The sequence below is a fragment of the Peribacillus sp. NPDC006672 genome (assembly GCF_050274955.1).
GTDB lineage: Bacteria > Bacillota > Bacilli > Bacillales > DSM-1321 > Peribacillus.
In genome coordinates this window covers 160,567-181,619 of record NZ_JBNNOR010000003.1, presented here as the reverse complement: position 1 = coordinate 181,619, position 21,053 = coordinate 160,567, and the positions used below count along the sequence as shown (strand labels likewise).

13 protein-coding genes and 2 pseudogenes are annotated in these 21,053 nt (G+C 38.2%); 6 read left to right on the top strand and 9 right to left on the bottom strand.

All coding sequences use genetic code 11. From position 1 onward, the window contains the following. Nucleotides 1–430: 430 nt before the first annotated feature. The 4 genes and pseudogenes from tagH to ACQKKK_RS06740 all read right to left on the bottom strand — a co-directional run bounded on the left by tagH (nucleotide 431) and on the right by ACQKKK_RS06740 (nucleotide 4,791). Entirely contained in the window at nucleotides 431–1,228 is a 798-nt protein-coding gene (tagH, locus tag ACQKKK_RS06755; RefSeq protein ID WP_427615036.1) for a teichoic acids export ABC transporter ATP-binding subunit TagH, read from the bottom strand. Nucleotides 1,229–1,245: 17 nt separating this feature from the next. Continuing rightward, nucleotides 1,246–2,043, bottom strand: a complete 798-nt coding sequence (locus ACQKKK_RS06750) for an ABC transporter permease (RefSeq protein ID WP_427615034.1) — start codon at nucleotides 2,041–2,043, stop codon at nucleotides 1,246–1,248. Beyond that, nucleotides 2,040–3,248, bottom strand: a pseudogene (locus ACQKKK_RS06745) (CDP-glycerol glycerophosphotransferase family protein); the annotation flags it as partial. The gene ACQKKK_RS06750 and the pseudogene ACQKKK_RS06745, both read right to left, overlap by 4 nt. Nucleotides 3,249–3,629: 381 nt before the next feature. Further along, nucleotides 3,630–4,791 (bottom strand): annotated as a pseudogene (locus ACQKKK_RS06740) (IS256 family transposase). Nucleotides 4,792–5,153: 362 nt separating this feature from the next. Between ACQKKK_RS06740 and tagD the strand changes: the two are divergent. From tagD to ACQKKK_RS06720, 4 genes are all read left to right on the top strand, one after another. Further along, the gene (gene tagD / locus ACQKKK_RS06735) at nucleotides 5,154–5,552 is read left to right on the top strand and encodes a glycerol-3-phosphate cytidylyltransferase (protein WP_057278149.1); all 399 of its coding nucleotides are present in this window, start codon (nucleotides 5,154–5,156) and stop codon (nucleotides 5,550–5,552) included. Continuing rightward, nucleotides 5,545–6,708 carry a CDP-glycerol glycerophosphotransferase family protein gene (locus ACQKKK_RS06730; protein WP_427615033.1) on the top strand — a complete coding sequence of 388 codons (1,164 nt, stop codon included), beginning with the start codon at nucleotides 5,545–5,547 and terminating at the stop codon, nucleotides 6,706–6,708. The genes tagD and ACQKKK_RS06730 overlap by 8 nt, the downstream gene beginning before the upstream one ends. Before the next feature lie 350 nt (nucleotides 6,709–7,058). Beyond that, nucleotides 7,059–8,099 (top strand): LysM peptidoglycan-binding domain-containing protein, encoded by a 1,041-nt coding sequence (locus ACQKKK_RS06725; protein ID WP_427615031.1) that lies wholly within the window; start codon nucleotides 7,059–7,061, stop codon nucleotides 8,097–8,099. A gap of 272 nt (nucleotides 8,100–8,371) precedes the next feature. Then, nucleotides 8,372–9,298 carry an LCP family protein gene (locus tag ACQKKK_RS06720; protein ID WP_427615029.1) on the top strand — a complete coding sequence of 309 codons (927 nt, stop codon included), beginning with the start codon at nucleotides 8,372–8,374 and terminating at the stop codon, nucleotides 9,296–9,298. A 46-nt stretch (nucleotides 9,299–9,344) separates the two neighbouring features. Here ACQKKK_RS06720 and ACQKKK_RS06715 read toward each other — a convergent pair whose 3' ends face one another. The 3 genes from ACQKKK_RS06715 to secA all read right to left on the bottom strand — a co-directional run bounded on the left by ACQKKK_RS06715 (nucleotide 9,345) and on the right by secA (nucleotide 14,256). After that, nucleotides 9,345–11,111, bottom strand: a complete 1,767-nt coding sequence (locus ACQKKK_RS06715; protein WP_427615027.1) for an LTA synthase family protein — start codon at nucleotides 11,109–11,111, stop codon at nucleotides 9,345–9,347. A 284-nt stretch (nucleotides 11,112–11,395) separates the two neighbouring features. Further along, the gene (locus tag ACQKKK_RS06710) at nucleotides 11,396–11,881 is read right to left on the bottom strand and encodes an SLAP domain-containing protein (protein ID WP_427615026.1); all 486 of its coding nucleotides are present in this window, start codon (nucleotides 11,879–11,881) and stop codon (nucleotides 11,396–11,398) included. After that, on the bottom strand, nucleotides 11,878–14,256 hold the full coding sequence (secA, locus tag ACQKKK_RS06705) for a preprotein translocase subunit SecA (protein ID WP_427615024.1): 2,379 nt from the start codon (nucleotides 14,254–14,256) through the stop codon (nucleotides 11,878–11,880). The genes ACQKKK_RS06710 and secA overlap by 4 nt, the downstream gene beginning before the upstream one ends. A 395-nt stretch (nucleotides 14,257–14,651) precedes the next feature. Between secA and ACQKKK_RS06700 the strand changes: the two genes are divergently transcribed. Beyond that, on the top strand, nucleotides 14,652–16,076 hold the full coding sequence (locus ACQKKK_RS06700) for an alkaline phosphatase (RefSeq protein WP_427615023.1): 1,425 nt from the start codon (nucleotides 14,652–14,654) through the stop codon (nucleotides 16,074–16,076). A gap of 163 nt (nucleotides 16,077–16,239) precedes the next feature. Beyond that, complete coding sequence (locus tag ACQKKK_RS06695) at nucleotides 16,240–16,413, top strand: hypothetical protein (RefSeq protein WP_427615022.1); 174 nt, start codon at nucleotides 16,240–16,242, stop codon at nucleotides 16,411–16,413. 236 nt (nucleotides 16,414–16,649) lie between these two features. On the opposite strand, the gene ACQKKK_RS06690 is transcribed toward ACQKKK_RS06695, so the two are convergent. Both ACQKKK_RS06690 and ACQKKK_RS06685 read right to left on the bottom strand, forming a co-directional pair. Continuing rightward, nucleotides 16,650–18,722 carry a SpoIID/LytB domain-containing protein gene (locus ACQKKK_RS06690; protein ID WP_427615020.1) on the bottom strand — a complete coding sequence of 691 codons (2,073 nt, stop codon included), beginning with the start codon at nucleotides 18,720–18,722 and terminating at the stop codon, nucleotides 16,650–16,652. Between the two features lie 104 nt (nucleotides 18,723–18,826). After that, the gene (locus ACQKKK_RS06685) at nucleotides 18,827–21,013 is read right to left on the bottom strand and encodes a bifunctional glycosyltransferase/CDP-glycerol:glycerophosphate glycerophosphotransferase (RefSeq protein ID WP_427615019.1); all 2,187 of its coding nucleotides are present in this window, start codon (nucleotides 21,011–21,013) and stop codon (nucleotides 18,827–18,829) included. Between the last annotated feature and the right edge of the window lie 40 nt (nucleotides 21,014–21,053).

Sequence of the window (21,053 nt, the reverse complement as noted above, 5' to 3'; positions counted from 1 at the left end):
AACGTAGGGCACTCGCTTTCCGCGGGCGGTCCGCCCTCGGCTTGCGCCTGCGGGGTCTCCCATGGACGCGCTTTTCCCGCAGGAGTCTCGCACACCCGCTCCAATCAACTTTGTTTTAACAATTAAATATAACCGCTTTTGACCTTTTTTGTTTTAAAATAGGAGTATTAAAACTTGAAGTGTTAGGTCATGATTTCCATGATAAAGTACCTCACTCTCAACGTTCGGGAAAAATTATGAGCGTCGCTGTAAAGATACAGCTGTTTGAACAGATTTTTTATCGCATCTATAGTGGGCTCGTAGAGGCCCAATCTCTTAAATCTTGAGCAAAACTCAAAGGGAATTTCAAAAGGGGTTCGGAATGTTTTAATTCCGAACCCCTTTTGTCTACAAACTAAGCAGACCCGAAGCCCGGGTCTGCTTTTCACTTTCATACCAGTGCGGAACTACGCCTTTTCATTTGTTCTTCACGGTACTCTTTCTGTTCTTTTTTAGACATGGCGTTATATTCTTTTAAGAATGCTTCATATTGCGGCATGACTTCGTTCATGGCACCGTATGCCTTTAACTCTCCATATTCAAGCCATAAAGCCTTTTGGCAAAACTTCTTCATCTGGCCGATTGAATGGCTGACAAAAAACATCGTTTTGCCTTTTTCCTTAAATTCGTTCATTTTCTCCAAACACTTTTCAGCAAAGTTTTTATCCCCGACCGATAAGGCTTCATCAATAATCAGGATATCTGGATCAATATGCACGGAAACGGAAAAACCAAGCCTGGACTTCATACCGCTTGAGTAGGATTTCACCGGTTGGTCAATGAACTTGCCAAGCTCTGAAAACTCAATGATCTCAGGCTCAAGTTCTTTGATTTTATTTTTATCGAATCCGAGCATAAGCATTTTCAGCTCAATATTTTCTCTGCCCGTCAACTGATTATTCAGGCCCGATGAAACGGCAATCAAAGCCGTTTTCCCGTTAGTTTGGACATTTCCATCCGTAGGCGGGATAATACCTGCAATAATATTGGACAATGTGGATTTCCCGGATCCGTTGACCCCGACAAATCCTATTACATCGCCCTTTTCCGCTTCAAAACTTACATTTCTCAGAGCAAAGTACTCTTCCCCATAGCTTTTAGGTAAAAGGAGATCCAATATTTTTTCCGAGTTTTTATTATATAATTTATATTTTTTCGTTATATCTTTAACAATTACCGATTTTTCCAACTTTTCTCACTTCCAGTTTACTTAAAGTCAACAAAGCGATCTCTAAACCTAACATGCAGCGAGGAACCTATCAAAAAGAAGACGATTACGACTGCCCAGAAATATAGTGTATATTCCCAATTCACTATTAGGTACCATGATTCCCCCAATAACGAAGCTCGATACCCCTCCACAATATAATATAGTGGATTCAGCTTCATGAAATTAACGATTACTGGATGATCTTTAGCATCTAATACCCAAAGGATTGGTGTTAAATAAAACAAGACTCTCATTAATGACACGATCATATTGTGAACATCACGAATAATAGTTGATAATGTTGAAGTAATTAATCCAAATGAAAATAACAGAGCCACTGTTGCTACAATAAAGTAAGGCAGTTGTATGATGTAAACTGTAGGGAGGTATCCAGTAAAACATAATACTATAATAATGACTCCCAGCAGCACAAGATGCTGATACAACTTAGCAAAGATGACATACGAAGGAATGACACTCATCGGAAAGCTCATCTTGGAAACCATATTCAGTCGGGAAAAGATGGATTTGGACGTTTGGGTAATTGAAGGATTCACAAAAAACCAGACAACGATCCCTGCCATCAGCCATGGAAGGAAATTTTCACCGCGATTTAAGATTATAAATCCGAACACGAACCAATAGATCGAAATCTGTATCATCGGATTGATGATTTCCCATAGCATTCCTAGATAGTTATTACTGTTCGCACTTTTCAACTCATAAACAGATAAACGCCTTACCAAATAAAAATTTTTGATTTGTTCTTTTAAAACGGTCAAAGCTGAACTCATATATTAACAGACCTTCCTAAAAACACTTTTTCTACGACACGGCGTGAAGCCTGGCCATCCTCGAGGGCACAAAACCGTTCGTGAAAGTGATTGAACTCATTGTTATTTTCAAATTTAATCGCCCTGATACTATCAATGACCGCATCAGATGTTTTTACTAACATACCTGGCGCATTCTTTTCAAAATCAAAGTAAAACCCGCGAAGCTTGTCCCTGTAGTTTTCAATATCATATACATAGAAAAGCATCGGACGCTTTAAATTAGCGTAATCAAAAAATACTGAGGAATAATCCGTTATTAATAAATCTGAAATTAGATACAAATGACTGATATCTTCATAACTGGATAAATTGTAAGCGAACCCTTGATGAGCCGATAAATCCAAGTTCTCGGAAATTAAATAATGAAGACGGAGCAATATTACATACTCATCCCCTAATTCCTGTTTCAATTGATTCAAATCCAGTTTAATTTCAAACTTATATTTCCCCTTGCCATAAAACTCATCATCTCTCCACGTAGGGGCATATAAAATGACCTTTTTCCCTGATGGTATACCCAACTTCCGTTTCAATGAATCGATTGTATCACGATTATTACTATTGTAAAGTATATCATTGCGCGGATAACCTGTTTCCAGAATTTTAGAAGTATCGACATTGAAGGCCCGGGCAAAAATCTCACTAGAATAAGCGTTAGGGGAGATTAAATAATCCCACTTACTTGATTCGGCATGGAATTCTTCTTTATATTTATCCGTCGTTGTTCCAGGCATGTGTACTTCATTCATATCTGCCGCAAGTTTCTTTAATGGCGTCCCATGCCACGTTTGCAAATAAATCGTGTGCTTCGGCTTCGGAATCCAAAGCGGGAGCCTGCTGTTCGTTACCCAATAACGGGCCCTGGCCATTTTAAGCAGCCAACTGAATGAAAAACGATTGAGATATGGAATGCCTGCCTCTCTGAAAAGAGCACTATACCTTTTATCTACGCTCCAATACATTTTATATTCAGGATGGTGACTCTGCAAGTATTCATAAATCGCTCTTGGATTACAGCTATACTGCTTTCCTAAAAAGCTCTCGAAAACAACCAGCTTTTTATCTGCAGGCAACACTTTACCTGCCATAGAAAAAGCCATTTTATAGGCACTTGTGAGCATGGACTTTACCTTATTTACAATAGATGACATTATTTTCTCCTTTCAATAAAGAACATGCTGGTTACCTTTCCCACTTTAGTTTTGCTACTAGGTCATTACCTATCCATTTTTTAATTTTTTACGAAGTTAGCCTAAGCCTACATCTTCAATATAATAGTTAACGATTAACTGATTAACTTCTCACTTTCTTGTAAGATCTATTTCAGAAATAATTAATATTATAGGATTCCAACCAAATAATTTCAAACTTACTGTAACTTAAAATACATTTAAAGAGAAAACATTATAAATATGGAAATATAAATTTAATATAAAGGTTTAGTATTAATCCATATAATCATATTTGTAATAAATTATACAATTCCAACGGTACCGTCAATAATTTTGTATAAATAAGTTTTACCTTTTCTTGTAGACGCTCTTTTATTCTTTCGTTTTGAACATATTTTCAAGTTCTTCTCGAGCTTTGTCAAAACCTATATGGCACCTGGTTGCGAACCGTTGATTATATTCTTCAAACTGTGAAACTAGAAAGCGTTCTAACGATTCTTCGTTGGGGAATTGCTCCTTACGCTTGCTATATTTCTTGATTTGTTTATTGAAGGATTCAATCAAGTTTGTGGAGTAAATGCTACGCCAAATGGATTTTGGAAAGCTATAGAACGTGAGTATGTAAGGATTTACAGCTAATGGTTTTGTGACTTTGGGATAGACTGCTTTCCACTTTTTCACGAAATCTTGGAGCGCTTTCTGTGCATTTTCCAAGTTATCTGCACGGTAAACCGTTTTGAAATCGTCACAGATTTCTTGGCGATCAGAAATTCTTACTTTATGAGAAATATTTCGTTGAAGATGGACACAACACGTTTGGTATTTTGCATCTGGATAAATGGAGAGAATGGCATCTGATATAAATAATAAGATTTCTTCCGCACCACGTTCTTGAATGTCTTGAAGAATCTCTTTCCATATGCTCGCTGATTCAGTCGGTGCAATGGCATATCCTAGTACATCTGTTGAGCCAGCTTCACGGATTCCAACGGCAATATAAACAGCTTCTTTTTCGACTGTTTCTCGTTTTAAAGCAATATAGGTCGTATCTAAATAAACACACGCATACCGCGCAGAAAGGGTTCGAACTTGAAAAGCCTCAACTTGTTCAGACACCACCTTGGTGATGTCCGAAATCGTTGTGCTGTGTAATTGTGCCCATACATACGCTCGATGAAATCGACAATTTCAGCGGTTATCACGACTTTTTGAAACATATGAATCACAAACGCTTCTAGTGTATCGTTTGAACGACGATAGGGCGCTACGGTTTGTTGTTTAAATTCTCCATTACGATCTCGAGGGATAGCAAGTTGAAGATCACCAACTCAGTATGTAGCGTACGCGTATAGGAACCATTTCTAGAATTACCAGAGTTAAAGCCAATCCGGTCATATTTTTCGTAATCTAAGAAAGCTGTTAGTTCGCTCGATAAGAGCGGGTTGACAGCCAATTCTAAATGGCTACGAAAAACCTCCGTAATATCTTCTTTTTTTACTAGAGCTTGGACAATATCTGTTGTAAACTGATTCATGGGAAGAACTCTTTTCTTTGAATTGTGTTATGGTGACTTAATTCTGCAAGAAAAGGTCTTCCTTTTTCTATTTTATTCATTTACACAAGATATTTTCCGCTCTCATTCCAACTTTTCACCTATATAAATGATTATATATACTTGAATAATAACTATTAAAATTGTAAAATTATCTCCAAATTAATCTAATATTGGTTCATTTAAAATAAGATTGTAAAAGTTTTGTGGTTTAATTGTAAATTTTATTTGTTATAATTAGATAGACAAGACATCCCAGCTTCATTTATAAATTACAAAGCATTCTTTTTTTTTGCGATCATCAAGATTATATATATAAATACATTTGTACAGGAGGAATAAATATGAAGAAAGTAATCACTTATGGAACCTTTGATTTGCTTCACTGGGGCCATATCAATCTATTAAAACGCGCTAAAGATTTAGGAGATTATCTGATTGTTGCCATTTCGACGGATGAATTCAATGCTTTAAAAGATAAAAAAGCTTATCATAGCTTTGAAAACAGAAAAATGATCCTTGAATCAATCCGTTATGTGGATGAAGTTATACCGGAAGACAATTGGGAACAAAAGAGGGAAGATATCGTTCGTGAAGGTGTAGATATTTTTGTAATGGGTGATGACTGGAAAGGCCAATTCGATGAATTATCCGAAGTTTGTGAAGTGGTCTACCTGCCAAGGACAATCGGCATTTCGACTTCCCAAATTAAAGATGACCTTTTACAAGTAACGAATGGCTAAAGAATTCGCGATAGGGATTTATCTTTTTTGTTTCAAAGTTTTATTCTCTATCTTTAAGCTTTGCCCTTTACATGACAAAACAACCTTTGTCACATCATTCGGGGACAATTGCCAATATATTGCAGACGAAATGGACAAGCAGAACATTTCTGTTCAAAAAGTATTTTTAATGAAACCGAGCAGTCATATACATGTGGAGGACGATGGGCAAACCATCGTCCTTCCGTTTGAATCTAAAAATATCATTGCTATAATCCGTTCGATTTATCATCTCGCAACATCAAAATGGATTATCATTGATAATTATTATGGCTTTCTTTCAGCTATTTCATTCAAAAAGCAAGTGATTTGTGTTCAAGTGTGGCATGCGGCTGGTGCCATTAAGCAATTCGGGGCAAAAGACCCTTCCATTCAAACCCGCTCTGCAGGAGCGAGGAAAAGGTTTTTAGAGGTCTATCGAAAGTTTGATTATATTACGGCAGGTTCAGAGCGAATGGCGGAAATATTTCAAGAAAGTTTTCAATTACCATCATCACATATACTAAGGACCGGGATACCTCGGACCGATTTCTTTTTCAATGATGAGTCAAAGAAAGCTGCACGTAGTGCGTTGCTTGCCAAGCATCCAGAACTTGAGCATAAGAAAATCATATTATATGCCCCTACATTTCGTAATGATGGCTTAAACAGTGGCGAGATTGCATTAGATTTGGAACTACTCTACAAGGAACTGCAGGGGGAAAATTATGTGCTCTTACTTAAATTGCATCCAGCGGTAAAAGCGGAACATGATTTCCAACATCAATTTCCTAGGTTCGTTTACCCTGTTAGTAGTGATATTCACGTAAATGAACTGCTAATCAGTACGGATCTTTTAATTACCGATTATTCTTCGATTCCATTTGAGTTCTCTTTTTTGGAAAGACCAATGATATTCTTTGCATATGACTTAGAAAAGTATGTGAAGGAACGGGGATTTTGGGAGGATTACTCCTCTTCCATGCCCGGACCGGTGGTATCTACCACTGAAGAGCTTTTAGGGAAAATACGGGTCGCTGATCATTCATTAATGAAGATTACCCCCTTTAACCAAAAATGGAATCAATACTCTACAGGAAATTCGAGTAGGAATTTAGTTAATTTCCTTTTTAAATAAAACCAACCCACTTTGTAAAATGAAGTGGGTTTTTAATGTGAAGTTGCAGAATATCCAATAACCCCTCATAAAAAGAAAGAAATACATTCTCAATGTGAAATTAGATGGGACAGGAAATGAACATTCTAAAAATAGCGCCTTTTTTACAGGGATTGACAAATGAAAAATACACGAATCCACATGTGAGAAAAGACTCATAATATAGAAAATATTGTAGATTATATCTCTCAAACCTAACCAATATAAACCAGTAAAATACTACTATTTTCCCCTTGTAACAAAAATGTAATATTTTTTAACCCTTTTCATTTGTTAGAATAGGGAAAAAGACATATTTGAGGTGGAAAACCGTGAAAAAAAGTGTAGTCGCATTTTCGACATTAGCCATTTTATCTTCGACTTTTGTTTCTCCTGCCCTTGCCAGTACATATACAGTCAAAAGCGGCGATAACCTAAGTAAAATTGCCCAGAAGCATAATACGACGGTAAAAGACTTAAAACAGCTTAATAACTTAAAAACAGACTTTTTGAAAATTAATCAAAAATTAATTACATCCAACTCCAAAACAACATCAAATGCTTCTTCAGTTTCCGTGAATAAAACAAAGAATACCACATATACCATTGTTTCAGGTGATACCTTAACCAGGATAGCAAACAAGCATAACCTTACACTTGCTGAATTGATGAAATTGAATAACTTAAAATCCGATAGAATTTATGCAGGTGCTAAACTTATCGTATCTAAATCAACCACTACCACTACAATTGATTTACCCAGCGGCTCCAAACCGTCCAATGTTACACAGACCCCAGCGAATTCAGCTACATACATTGTGGTAAAAGGTGACACACTTTCTGGAATTTCCAAAAAAACCAATTTGTCTGTAGCTCAGCTTAAATCTAACAACTCGTTAAAATCCGATTTAATCAGAGTTGGTCAAAAATTAAAATTAGGTAAATCGGCAAGTACAGCCCCTGCAGATAAAAATGATGCTGGAAAAGTGGAAGCACCAAGTTCCGGGAACAAAGTAACCACGCTCGTTTCCGAAGCAAAGAAATTAATTGGATCACCTTATTCGTGGGCGGGCGCCTCCCCATCAGGTTTCGATTGCAGCGGATTTATTTACTATACGTTCAAAAAGGCCGGGTATGAAGTTTCCAGGCTTTCATCTTCCACATATTATGATATGGGTAAAAAGGTTACTTCACCGAAAAGTGGCGATCTTATCTTCTTTGCAACGGGTTCTAATAAATCAGTTGTTAGTCATATGGGAATCTACTTGGGCGGCGGGCAGTTCATTCATGCCTCAACAAGTAAGGGAGTAGAAATCAATTCTACTTCAAACTCCTATTTTAAGAGTAGAATCATCGGTTATAGAAGTTTATAGGATTTTCTTGCCAGACTTTCTCTTGTCATGTAAGAGACTCAATTCTTTTTTATCTATGGATATATAATTAACTAATATTCGAATGAGGAAGCGAAGGAATTCATTTTCTGTGAATCCTTCGTTTTTTTTGAATGAAAACAGGTAAATATGCACTCTAAGTACAAAAAGAAACTATTCTATTTTTGACTAAAAAAAGGTATAGTTAAAAACATACCGACTAGGTACTTTTTCACATCTTCCATTTAGTGGGATAGTTCAGGGAGGAATATTAGATGAGATCCGAACATAAAAAAAAGAAAAAGAAACGCAAATCGTTTAAAATAATCGGCTTCACCCTTCTTATCCTTTTCATTGGCGCTGGTGCTTATGGAGCTTCAGTTTATCAATCTTTGGCAGGTGCGATTCAAACTATGCAAGGTATTGCGCATAAAACGGATAAGCGTGTAGATGACATCAAGTTCAAAAGCAAAGATCCATTTTCAATACTAATTCTTGGCGTGGATGAAAGGAAAAATGACAAAGGTCGATCAGATACGATGATTGTCATGACTGTTAATCCTAAACAAGAATCCATTGAATTATTGAGTTTACCCAGAGATACGCGTACAGAAATCATCGGTAAAGGCACAAATGATAAAATGAATCATGCCTATGCCTATGGCGGAGTTTCCATGTCGATAAATACAGTGGAGGCCTATTTGGATATTCCGATTGATTATTACGTCAAAATGAATATGGAAGGCTTTCAGGATATCGTGAATGCCGTAGGCGGTGTCACTGTTGATAATGATATGGACCTAGCCTATAAAGGGTATAACTTTAAAAAGGGCACACTCGACTTAAATGGAAAAGAGGCATTGATCTATTCCCGAATCCGAAAGGAAGATCCCCGCGGGGATTATGGCCGGCAAATGCGGCAACGCCAGGTTATCCAAGCCGTCATGAAAAAAGGGGCTAGTCTCTCAACACTTACCAATTATGATGATATATTCGAGGCACTAGGGAAAAACGTGGAAACCAATTTAAGTTTCAATGAAATGCTGAGTATCCAAAATAACTATAAATCCTCCCTTAAAAATATTAAACAATATACTCTTGAAGGTGACAATCAAAGGCTAGATGGCGTTTGGTACAACATTGTTCCAGAAGATATAAAACTCGAAGCCCAAAACCGTGTGAAGAAACATCTGGGATTATAATGGAGAGAGGATGGCTTTTATCAGTCATCCTCTTTTTTCTTTTGGGTCAATCCTTCGTTTGTTTAAAATAATTGGTACGTATCACTTGGTCACTCAGATCAACCTCCTTTTGGTCTTCTGGTGAAAGTCCTTCGACCTTCCCTTCTCCATTTATTTTCATTTGAGAACCATAATCCCCTTTTAATATCAAAGCGTCGCCATCTTCGCCATTCAGCATGCTCTCCCCAAAGTATGAAGAACTCTTAATATTGAATAAATCATATAGAGTTGGTAAAATATCGACCTGGCCCCCTACCTTATTAATCGTTCTTCCTTCCATATCTTCCTGATAGATGATCACCGGAATGGGCATATATTTTTCAATCCACTGCTCATCGCTAATTTTATTATCGTAATACGCTTCAACCTCATGTTTATCTTTTAAAAATAGCCCATCATGATCTCCGTATATGACAATCACGCTGTCTTTCAATTTCCCGCCATCCTTCAACTTCTTTACAAAATCCCCGATGGCTGTATCTGTATAATGAATGGCTTCGAAATATTTAGTCAGATAGCTGCCCTCTTTTCCAACTTTAGGTTTTAATGTTATCTGTTCCTTCGGAAGCGAAAAAGGTACATGGCTGGTTAACGTAACGAAAAAAGCGTAATAGGGATTTTGTTTATCTTTTAAGAAATCATAGCTTTGATTGAAGAAATTGCGGTCTCCCAGGCCCATCGAAATCATCTCATCCTGATGCATATCCTCAATGGAAAGATAGTCATCAAACCCTAGCGAGGGATATGCATGTTGCCTATTCCAAAAGTCTTCTTCATCTCCGTGGAAGGCATAACTTTGATAATCCGACTTCTTTAATTCTTTAGCAAGACCCGGAAAATCATTATAAGGGAATCGAAAAAAGGTCGCTCCTTGCTTTAAAGGAAATAAACCGGTATTCACGATCAGCTCTCCGTCAGATGAATTTCCAAATACGGTCTGTGGATATACATGCGGGAAGTACAAACCCTCTTTCGCCAATTCATTCATGAATGGCGTGACCTCCTGTCCGGCACTCTTTTGAAATAGCGGAAACGCCTGTAAAGATTCCACCTGGATGATAATGAGATTCTTCCCCTCCAAAGAGCCTGAAAAGGCATGATCCTGCCTGTTCTTTTTATTGAAGTAATCCGAAACGGCCTTCTTTTCTTTCGAGGACATACTATGCCTTCCCGAGTCAGTAAAGTAGGCATACGTATCCAATACGTGATGACCGATCGGACCCCAGTTTCGCAAGAAGGTATTCGCCTCATAACGCCGGGTTATATCGACCTTGTCGATAAATATATTCTTTACCGGCTTTAGCCCCGCTATCATGAGGAATATTACGGCCGGTACAAGTGCCATATGCTTGAGTGGGTATTTTTTCTTCATGAATGACTCTGCAATTGGAAAGCCTAACAGAAGAAAGATTGCATCCTTCATTTCCATCATACTGAATATACTTTCACCAAGCCCATTCAGATTGCTTTTTTGCATCCACATATAGGAAGTGATAGGTGTCGAGTAATAGCGATAAAACCAAATGTCCGCAAGGAAAAAGGCCATGATCGAAAGAAGGAAGATCGAAAAAATGATGCCCTTTAGGATTCCATTCGGTACCCATTCCTTCAGATAAACAATAAAACCGGCAGCGCCGATGATTATCGTAAAAATCCCAATCGAAAGATCATTCCCCATCCTATCATTCGTATAAATGAAAAGTATGGCCACGATTGAAATGGACATAATCTCAAATAGCCGCTCCTTCAATCGCTGATTTAGGTTGTTCTTCATGCTCCTGCCACTTTCCTCTTCATTATTTCCAGGACTTAGGTTAAGCCTGATTACGGAAGAATACTTATAAATATTACTTAGCGTTACCATTTATGAGAAATTGCACACAGAAAACAGCATAAATATTTGGCTAGTCTTTAATGCCTTCCTTTAAAAACAAAAAGCCTTCATCAATAAATGGATGAGGGCCTTTCAACATTCTTAATCATTTCTGTGTGGTTTGATTTGGCAGTCGGCAAAAAGAATCGTTCCGGTTGCCGCCAATCATGTGAGTGTTTTTCCTACTATTTCTTCCATTCAAAAGCAATCTTCCAATCTTCATCAGGAATCGATTCTGCCAACATATCCCCTTCTTCGAATAAGAAACGCCATGGCATGCTTGAAAGTGCTGGTATTTCACCCAGCTTTGAGAGATCGAAAGCCTTTTTTGCCAATAATTTTCCGTTCTCATCCACTAACAGTAAATCCACGATATCAAACAGGACAGCTTTCTCCAATGAATTTCGTAGAAAAGCCTCTATGATTACATCATCCTCCACCCTAGTCAGCTTAACACCGGAAATTGAAATTTGATTCGGTTTTAATGCAGGCAGCCTTTGATGGTGGAATTTATATACATATTCCTCTTGCTTGGAAGTTTTCCAATCCTTGTGAAACATTAGGGAAGTATGAACAGTGACATCCGGATTGTGTACCTTATGCCCATCTGAAGCTAAAATATTCTCCCTTTCATTAACCTCTTTATCCCTTTTCCCAAAAAAACTCATCATTCATCACTCCCCAAAGCAGCTTCATCTTCCTGATTGCTTTTGATATATTCCATAAAGCCGATGCTAATCTCCGACTCGATTTTACTTAATAGAAGGTTGAATTGACTAAGAGCTTCTTTTTCAAACAGCATATACGGGTCCTGTTGACCATAGCCGATTAAACCCATTCCTTCCTTCAAACTATTCATTTCGTCTAAATGGTTCATCCAATTTTCATCAATATGCTGCAGCATGAAAGCACGTAACTGATTTTGCCATTCTGCATCGGCTTGAAAAATTTCTAGCATCGCTTCCAATTCACCTAAAGCCTCCAGAGCTTTTCCCTCAACTATATGACCTTCTAAATCCTGCAAATCACTTGCCTGCCAATCCAACGTCAGGAAAGAAAGGGAAAGCTCTTCAATAAAGGCAGAGAAATCAAGTTCTTCTATATGCTCAGTGTAATATTTCACTACGAGCCGACGAATGTATTTTTCGATATATTCAAGTAAAATGGCTGACATCCGTCCAGATTCCAAATCTAGTATCCGGTCTCTCATCGCATATATGATTTTACTCTGCTCATTTAATGCATGCTCTAACTTCAATAAATGGTAACGGCTTGATTGATGCATCTGCTCTATTGTTTCCTGCACCCTTTTCACGAACTTTCCGGGTGCAGGGCCCAACACCAATCCACTTTCATCCGTTTTTATTTTCTTTATATACCGTTCGAGTTCTTCTTCATCATAGTAATCAAACAAATCATCTTCCAAAGAAATGATGAATTGTGTTGAACCTGGATCACCCTGCCTGCCAGAACGTCCCCTTAACTGCATATCAATCCGATTGCTTTCATGTCGCTCCGTACCGATAATATGAAGGCCGCCCAGTTCCTTGACCGCATCATCCAATAATATATCGGTTCCCCTCCCAGCCATGTTCGTAGCCAGCATGACTTGATTTTTTTGGCCGCTACTTGCGATGATTTCCGCTTCATCCGCTTCCGTCTTCGCATTAAGGATTTGGTGCTTAATTTTCGCCTTCTCTAAATGAACCGAAATTTTTTCAGATTGCTCAATGGAGGTCGTCCCGATCAAAATAGGTCTGCCTTCATCATGAATCCGTTTTACTTCTGTGACGATTTTGTTGATTTTGCTCATTTCATCCTTATAAATTAAATCCATCTCATCAACACGAATAATGGGCTTATTAGTTGGAATTTCAATGACGGGGAGCTGATATATTTCCTGGAATTCTGACTTTGATGGCATGGCACTGCCGGTCATCCCAGATATTGAATGATATAAACGAAAATAATTTTGGACGGTAATCGTTGCCTGTGTTTCATTCTCTTCGGTAATCTCCAAGCCCTCTTTTGCCTCAATTGCTTGATGAAGCCCATCACTGAAGCTTCTACCTTCCATCACCCTGCCTGTGAATTTATCGATTAATGCAATCCTTCCATCCATGACAATATAGTCCACATCCAATTTCATAATCGCGTGGGCTTTAAGTGCCTGTGTTACATTATGTAATAACTCTTGATGATCCGTTCCATACAGATTGTCGATACCAAAGGCCTCTTCAATCTTGAAAGCCCCTCGGTCCGTGAAAAAGGCAGCCTTTGACTCAATGAAAATCCCGTAATCATCATTTTCTATAAATGACTTTATGATTTGTGCAGTGATCTGGTGAAGCCCGGTACCGTCACTTGACTTGCCCGCAATGATTAATGGTGTCCTCGCTTCATCAATCAAGATGCTGTCAATCTCATCGACAATGGCAAACCGGTGTCCTCTTTGAACCTTTTCCTCTCTCCGGAAGACCATATTATCTCGCAAATAATCAAAACCGAACTCTGTTGCCGTTCCATACGTGATATCCGCCGCATACGCTTCACGTTTTGCAGAAGGCTCCAATTGGGAAATGTTCAAACCGACCGTCAAACCTAGAAATTCATGAATTTGTCCCATTAACTCTTTATCACGTCTTGCCAAATATTCATTGGCCGTAATAATATGGACACCATTCCCGTACAGCGCATGTAAATAGCTAGGCAAAGTGGAGACAAGCGTCTTCCCCTCGCCCGTGTTCATTTGTGCAATGCCCCCTTCATTCAGGACAAAACCGCCTGCAAGCTGAACATCATGGTGCCTAAGATTCAATACTCGTTTAGAAGCCTCCCTTACTACTGCAAAAGCTTCGGTTTGTATATCCCATATATTTTTACCAGTATCCAATATGCTTTTAAATCTATCCTTCATCCCGCTTAATTCTTGATCTGAATAACGTTCATATTTACCCTCTAGTCGATTCACAGCATCAACCAACTTATACATTCTATTCAAGTCTTTAGAGCTTTCTCTGAAGAGCTTTTTCATACTGGATAGCATAGGGTTCTCTCTCCTATTATTTCAATTGAACTCTAGTGAAATTATATCAGTTATATATTTACTGTTTATAAATTATTACCTATATATTGTAATTTATAGAAAAGTTTTTTTCATCATTTCTTCTTTTATTACAATATCATTTTAAAACTGTTTATTCTTTCATTATTCGATGAGTAAAAAAGGTTCAAGTTTACGGTTTGGCGGATCATTATTCAGCTAACATCTCTATTCCTTGTTGCACAAGCTGACAATATAGGCAGGCTCTTTACTTTTGCATTCATATAGCGCAGAAATCATGGATAAAAGATTGGCTCCTTCAATGAATATAATGAAGGGGTTTTTTTTATCGATTTTAACAAATAATAGGGAGACTTTCACCCAATGGAGGATTACCGATGAATAAGACATTCAGAAGACATAAAGTTTTACAGCCTCATCACTTTGGATTACTCGTTCTTATCTGTTTGATTTGCATGACCTCTCCTATTCAAGCAGAAACAAAGAACACCCCCAGGAATGTCATATTACTGATTGGCGACGGCATGGGATTAGGTGCAATAGAAATTGCCCGACAAATGGAATATGGAAAAACAGGTATTTTACATTTGGAAAAACTGGAGCATGTTGCCCTTATGCGCACGTATTCCGCCAATAATTACGTCACTGACTCAGCGGCAGGGGGCTCCGCGATTGCCACTGGAATAAAAACCAACAATGAATCGATCGGTGTCGATGCCAATGGTTCCGAGGTAGATAGTGTATTGGATGCATTTCAGGCTAAAGGAAAAAAAGTCGGGATCATCTCAACCAATATGGTAGTCGATGCCACTCCTGCGGCCTTTGGTGCAAGTGTATCTAACCGCTGGACAGGTGGTGCGAATATCGCGAGGCAGCTCTTTGATAACCGGATCGACGTCATTCTTGGCGGAGGTTCCAGCTATTTCGAGGCAGATAAACAGAAGGGCGAGGATTTAATCGCTAAATTTAAAAATGCTGGCTATGGAATTGCGACCACTAAAAAAGAACTTAGTTCCGTTAATAAACCGGATAAACTTTTAGGGTTATTTCACCCTACCTATATGAATTTTAAGCTGGATAAAGAAGTATTACATTCACAAGAGCCCTCTCTGCCCGAAATGACATCCAAAGCAATTGATATTTTATCTAAGGGTGATAAGGGATTCTTCTTGATGAGTGAAGGTGCGCGTATTGATCATATGGAGCATGCAGCCGATATCACTGGAATATGGAAAGAAACGATCGAATTTGACCAGACCGTGAAAGAGGTTGTGAATTGGGCAAAAAATAGAAATGATACTTTGATTGTTGTGCTTGCAGACCACGAAACAATGGGGACCTCCGCTTCTGAAACGATGGATATCACTGCATTGAAAAAAATCAGGGTTTCATCTGAGTATATGTCCAAACAGCTTACATTCGATAAAAATAATGAAATCAATCCAGATAGTGTCGTTTCCGCATTCAAGAAGTATGCACATATATCCCTTACGGATCAGGAAGTTCATCAATTCATCAATAACGTAAAGAATAATAGAACGCTTGTTTATCCACAGCATCAAATTGATTGGGAAATCGGAAGCACCATCGCCAAGCATCATAAGGCAGGTGTAGCTGATAGAAGCATACGGGCTGCCAGTTCCACAGGAGGGCACACAGCCAATATGATTCCCGTTTTTGCTTCAGGCCCGGGCAGTGAAGCCTTTGATGGGGTCATTGAAAATACGGATGTTTCGAAAATCATCACAAAAGCCGCCGGTGTTCCGTTCACACCTGGTCAGCATAAAACAAAAGAGGAATGAATTCATTCCTCTTTTAAGCTCATTCTCCGGTCTCTTTAACTGGGTTTTTTCGGTATTCAAACTATTACAGGTTCGTTAACTCAAGTTTTGTGGAATTTCCCCCGAAGTTCGGGGCAATTACCAACGATATTGCACGATATCCCTGAGTTTGGTGTGTTTACTCGTGAGTTTGCGCCTCTTACTCGTGAATTCGGTGAGTTTACTCGTGATTTTGACCCTTTTACTCGTGAATTCGGTGCGTTTACTCGTGAATTCGGTGCATTTACTCGTGAATTTGACCCTTTTACTCGTGAATTCGTGCTGTTTCCTTGTAAGTGTGATGCATTTACTTTTATGAGGTGCGTTTACTCAAATGTCAGGTTCGTCGCTCCACTGGCTATATTCCACTAGTCACTCCCTTGCCATTGTCCGCATCTTTCATTACATTATTCACGATTTAGGGATCGGATTAGTTCATAAAAAGGATGGCTTCACTGCGTGTCTTCTCAATTAAATTATTTTGGATCACTATAAAATTACCTTAATACCATTTAATACAAAGAACAAAAAAAGACGCCAGGAATGACGTCTTACTCATTTTTTAATATGTTTAATTAAAACATACCCAATTTGGCTTCCTTTTTTCACTTTATACCACTCACCTTGTTGAGATAGTATCGTAATGGTTTGATCCCTGTTCAGTTTCCCGACCGTTTTAGAAGATGTACTTCTTTTTTCTTTAATATGTAGTACACTTGCTGTCACTGTTCCCATCGTCTTCCTAATGGGGATATTCGTTGAAACGGTATTCTGATTATCTCTCTCATCCTTAGCGGAGATAGTCACGGTAAACATCCCGGTGGACATATTTCTGAAATCCCAAGTTGCCGTTTGCCTGCCTTTAGTGACCTGCCTTGCAGCAAGGGTGCCCACCACTATTCCTTTACTGTTCTTGATATCCACTGTTACATTGGCGTTTTCATTTATTGTATACGTTATGTTCGCTTTCTCGGTACTGTAATTACCCGATGTATCGACATCTGTGATATCCGGTGCCGACGCATCCTTATTTATCTTAATCTTCATTGTGGCTGAACCTTCATTACCGCTTCGGTCCATTGCTGACATTTCTGCTGTATATGTACCGCTATTTACAGCTTTCGTGTTCCAAATTGCTGAATGACTCCCCTTTTTCAATGTTTGATCACGGACTGGGGTAGCTAAGGTTTTCCCCTTACTATCTTTAATCGTTAGTGAAACTGCAGATTCTTCTTTAAGGGAGTATGTGATTCCAACCTCATCATTTATATGATCCTTCTTCGCTTTCAGGTTTATTGAATACGATTCCGCCTTTACGACAAGATCCCTTTTAGGTTCAGACACTGCATGTCCATATTCCTTTTCTATATTAGTATTAGGATAATAAAACCCTAAAATCTCTTGATACGTTTGACCAGCTTCCGCTCTGTTTTTCGCTCCAATCTGACTTAGCCCGACGCCATGTCCGTATCCTGACCCTTCAATAGCAATTCTGGAAGGATCGGAAGATGAATGGTCAACCAGATAGCTTTTCATCACATCCTGACCCACCATGCCCCTGATTTTGGATGCCGCTACATTCGTAAGGCTAACCTTCTGCTCCAAAAGTTTCCCCCTTACATCAACGAGATTCCTTACATAGAAATTGATTTGGATGGAGCCTTTCGTAACCCGGCCTCCCGTTTTTTTACCAGTTAAGGTTAAAACGGGTATTTCTGTTATTTTAATATCCTGATTGGCATATCCATTATTTCTCAGCCAAACCTTCAGCTTAGGTACAACCGCTTTATCTTTTTCCTGTACACTTGTCCACCATTCATCCGGCTTCGATAAGTCTTTCTTTGACAGGTCAATTTGCTGCTTGTCCAGCGTTATCGCCCAATTTGTTTTTGTATCATATGAGTCTTCTTTTATAGTTAAATATGCAAGTGGGTTCCCACTTGACCAAACATTCGAATTCGATTCGGTCATGCCTCCATTGCTTGAAGAAAAAAATGCTTCGATTATTTCACCGTCATGTTTAATTACCATACCCGTTGTCTGTTCAATGGCTGAATTAGATTGGTAGTGACCGTCCGCCCCGCCATATACTTGGTAGGAAACCGTATCATCAATTAATGTAGATTGATGGCGAAGTGCATATGTCCGGGCTGCAATTGCCTGTGCTTTTAAGGCTTCGGCATGCCATAGTGCGGGCATCTCCCGTGGGACAACGCCCTTTAGATAATCTTCAATGTCAACATGATTGATAGGACGAATGTAACCGCCCTCCACTGTAAATAAAAATGATCCTGGATACGGCCGGCCGTTTATGGACAATAAAGCATCTGGTTTAACAGGAATGATCTTTAAGGAAGCATCGGATCCCGTATTCTTGGAACCTTTGTAAACGCCAAGTTTTCCTGACTCTATTTTCAAAGTCAGTTCTTCCCCCTCCTTGATAAATGTCTCTCCCTCTGAAGTACGGTAGTCCCCGGTTGCCGTTAATTTGACATTGGTTTGATTTCCTAAGTAATTCTTCAGTTTCACTTCCATCACTGTATTCTCTTTTGCTGCCTTTGCTCCGTGAGAAGAAAATGTAGAAAAAATGATAAAGAAAGCCAAAAACAAATACTTTAAACTTCTCATTCTTTTTCATCCTCATTCCTTACATCATTCAGAAAACTACCAAAGTATACATTAATATCGATACTTGCATTGGCAACAGAAGAGGAACATACATTCACAACATACTATTTTACATCCTCGCCAAATACGGTTTTTACGACATTCTCTGCCGCATTGCCATTATCCCAACCGCAGAATTTATCGTAAAAGCGATCATACGTCTCTTGATATTGAGTCTTAACTTGTTCAATATTTGTAACGGCATCAATGATTTCATCCGTTGTTTTCACTAATGGACCAGGCACTTCTGATTCAATATCTATATAAAATCCTCTTAATGTATCTCTATATTTCTCAAGATCATAGGTGAAAAACAAGATTGGTCGTTTCAAATTTGCATAATCAAAAAATACAGAAGAATAATCAGTGATCAATATATCAGAAATCAAATAAAGTTCAGCAATATCATCGTATTTTGAATAATTATATACAAATCCTTCTAAACCATCTGTGTCAATCTCATCGGCAATAAAGTAATGCATTCGTAATAAAACGACATATTCATCCCCTAATTGCTCTCTCATTTTATGCAAATCCATTTGAATAGCAAACTTATACTTTCCAGGTTCATAAAATTCATCATCCCGCCACGTCGGGGCGTATAAAATCACTTTTTTATCAAGAGGAATTTGGAGACTCTCTTTTAAATTCTGGATAGACTCCTCATTATCCTTTTTATATAAAATATCATTTCTTGGATAACCGAATTCGAGCATTTCCTTTTCGTACTTAAAGGCACTTCTAAATATATCCGAAGAATATTGATTCGGTGAAATAAGATAGTCCCAACGTCTTGACTGATTAAAGAAATGCTTTTTATAATTCGGATTTGCCGAATAAATATCATTCATATCAAAAACAAGCTTCTTCAACGGTGTTCCATGCCAAGTCTGCAAATCGATATTCCCTTCACGCTTATTCAATTTTAGTGGAAGGCGTGAATTACTTACCGAAAATTTAGATGTAGCGAAATAATAATAGTAAGCTAAGCTAAACCGTTTCACTTGTTTTGCATTACCTGGAATCTCTTTCCCTGTCTTATTAAAAACCCATATATATTTAAAATCGTAATTATGCTCGAGCATATATTCATAAATGTACTTCGGACTATCCGAATAGTTTTTCCCTAAGAAACTTTCGAATACGATTGTTTTTTCTTTTAGAGGCATACGCATGAACACAGAGCGATATAAATAAATGTACATTTTCTGCCTACTCTTCAATGCCCTCTTCGTATTACGGGCAAAATGATGGAGTCCAATCAGCCTTTTATAAGATTCCAGTTTCCTTTTACGTAACAGCTTTAGCTCTCTTTTCACTACAACATTAAGCTTTTTCCTTTTTGATACATCAATTTTATCAACAGAAACGGCTACTTTATTAAAAAATTCATCGATACATCCTTGATTGGAAAACAGCATGATAATCTGTTTTCGATATATATTCAAAAATAACCAGTCTAAATATGAACCAGCTCGTTGGTTCATACCATATTGATCTTTCATCTGATTATAGATTGATAAAAAATCCAAAACCTTTTTCTCCCGATCCGATTGCATTAATGCAGGATTAGAGATGGGGTCATTGCGCCTGCGCTTGAAATAATAGCAACGTGTTAAAAATGGGAATGTCCTCATTTCACTTATGATAGGAACGATAAAGGATAAATCTGAATAACAATCCACTTCTTCTGAAAACCGCAAATTATTCACCTTTATATAATCACGCGAAACAAGAGTGTGCAGGATAGACATACCGCGAAACGAGCGTTGAATCCCTCTTCTTAAACGTACACGTCCTTCTTGCACTTTCTCTTCAATCTCTTCTATTATCATTCCATCATCAGCTTCTTCTTCAACCATATTCCCGATTTTACTATCCTCTTTATTAGTTAACCGGACCCGCTTTCCGGTTAGCATATCGTGTTCCCCAATATTCTCGACCAACCTTCCAATTGTATCGAGAGCAATAAAATCATCACTATCAATAAAGTAGACGAACTCACCCGTAGCATTATCTAAACCTAGATTACGAGCTGCGCCCACTCCTTTCCTCTCATCATTATGGAAGCAGATAATCCGTTTATCCCTCTTAGCAAATTCATTAATGATAGCACCAGACTGATCCAATGATCCATCATTAATAATTAAAACTTCCAAGTTACTATATGTTTGATTCACCACTGAAGTTAAACACTCATCTAAAAATTCTTCTGTATTATATGCTGCAATAATTACTGATACCTTTTTCAATTTTTTCCAAACTCCTTAGGTATTCAATTTCCTAATTTTA

Bases quoted from the DNA above. Each gene is read 5' to 3' on its own strand.
- ACQKKK_RS06700 (WP_427615023.1), top strand. From the start codon at position 14,652: ATGAATAAGACATTCAGAAGACATAAAGTTTTACAGCCTCATCACTTT.
- ACQKKK_RS06730 (WP_427615033.1), top strand. From the start codon at position 5,545: ATGGCTAAAGAATTCGCGATAGGGATTTATCTTTTTTGTTTCAAAGTT.
- ACQKKK_RS06690 (WP_427615020.1), bottom strand. From the start codon at position 18,722: ATGAGAAGTTTAAAGTATTTGTTTTTGGCTTTCTTTATCATTTTTTCT.
- ACQKKK_RS06720 (WP_427615029.1), top strand. From the start codon at position 8,372: ATGAGATCCGAACATAAAAAAAAGAAAAAGAAACGCAAATCGTTTAAA.
- tagD (WP_057278149.1), top strand. From the start codon at position 5,154: ATGAAGAAAGTAATCACTTATGGAACCTTTGATTTGCTTCACTGGGGC.
- ACQKKK_RS06710 (WP_427615026.1), bottom strand. From the start codon at position 11,881: ATGATGAGTTTTTTTGGGAAAAGGGATAAAGAGGTTAATGAAAGGGAG.
- secA (WP_427615024.1), bottom strand. From the start codon at position 14,256: ATGCTATCCAGTATGAAAAAGCTCTTCAGAGAAAGCTCTAAAGACTTG.
- ACQKKK_RS06750 (WP_427615034.1), bottom strand. From the start codon at position 2,043: ATGAGTTCAGCTTTGACCGTTTTAAAAGAACAAATCAAAAATTTTTAT.
- ACQKKK_RS06715 (WP_427615027.1), bottom strand. From the start codon at position 11,111: ATGAAGAACAACCTAAATCAGCGATTGAAGGAGCGGCTATTTGAGATT.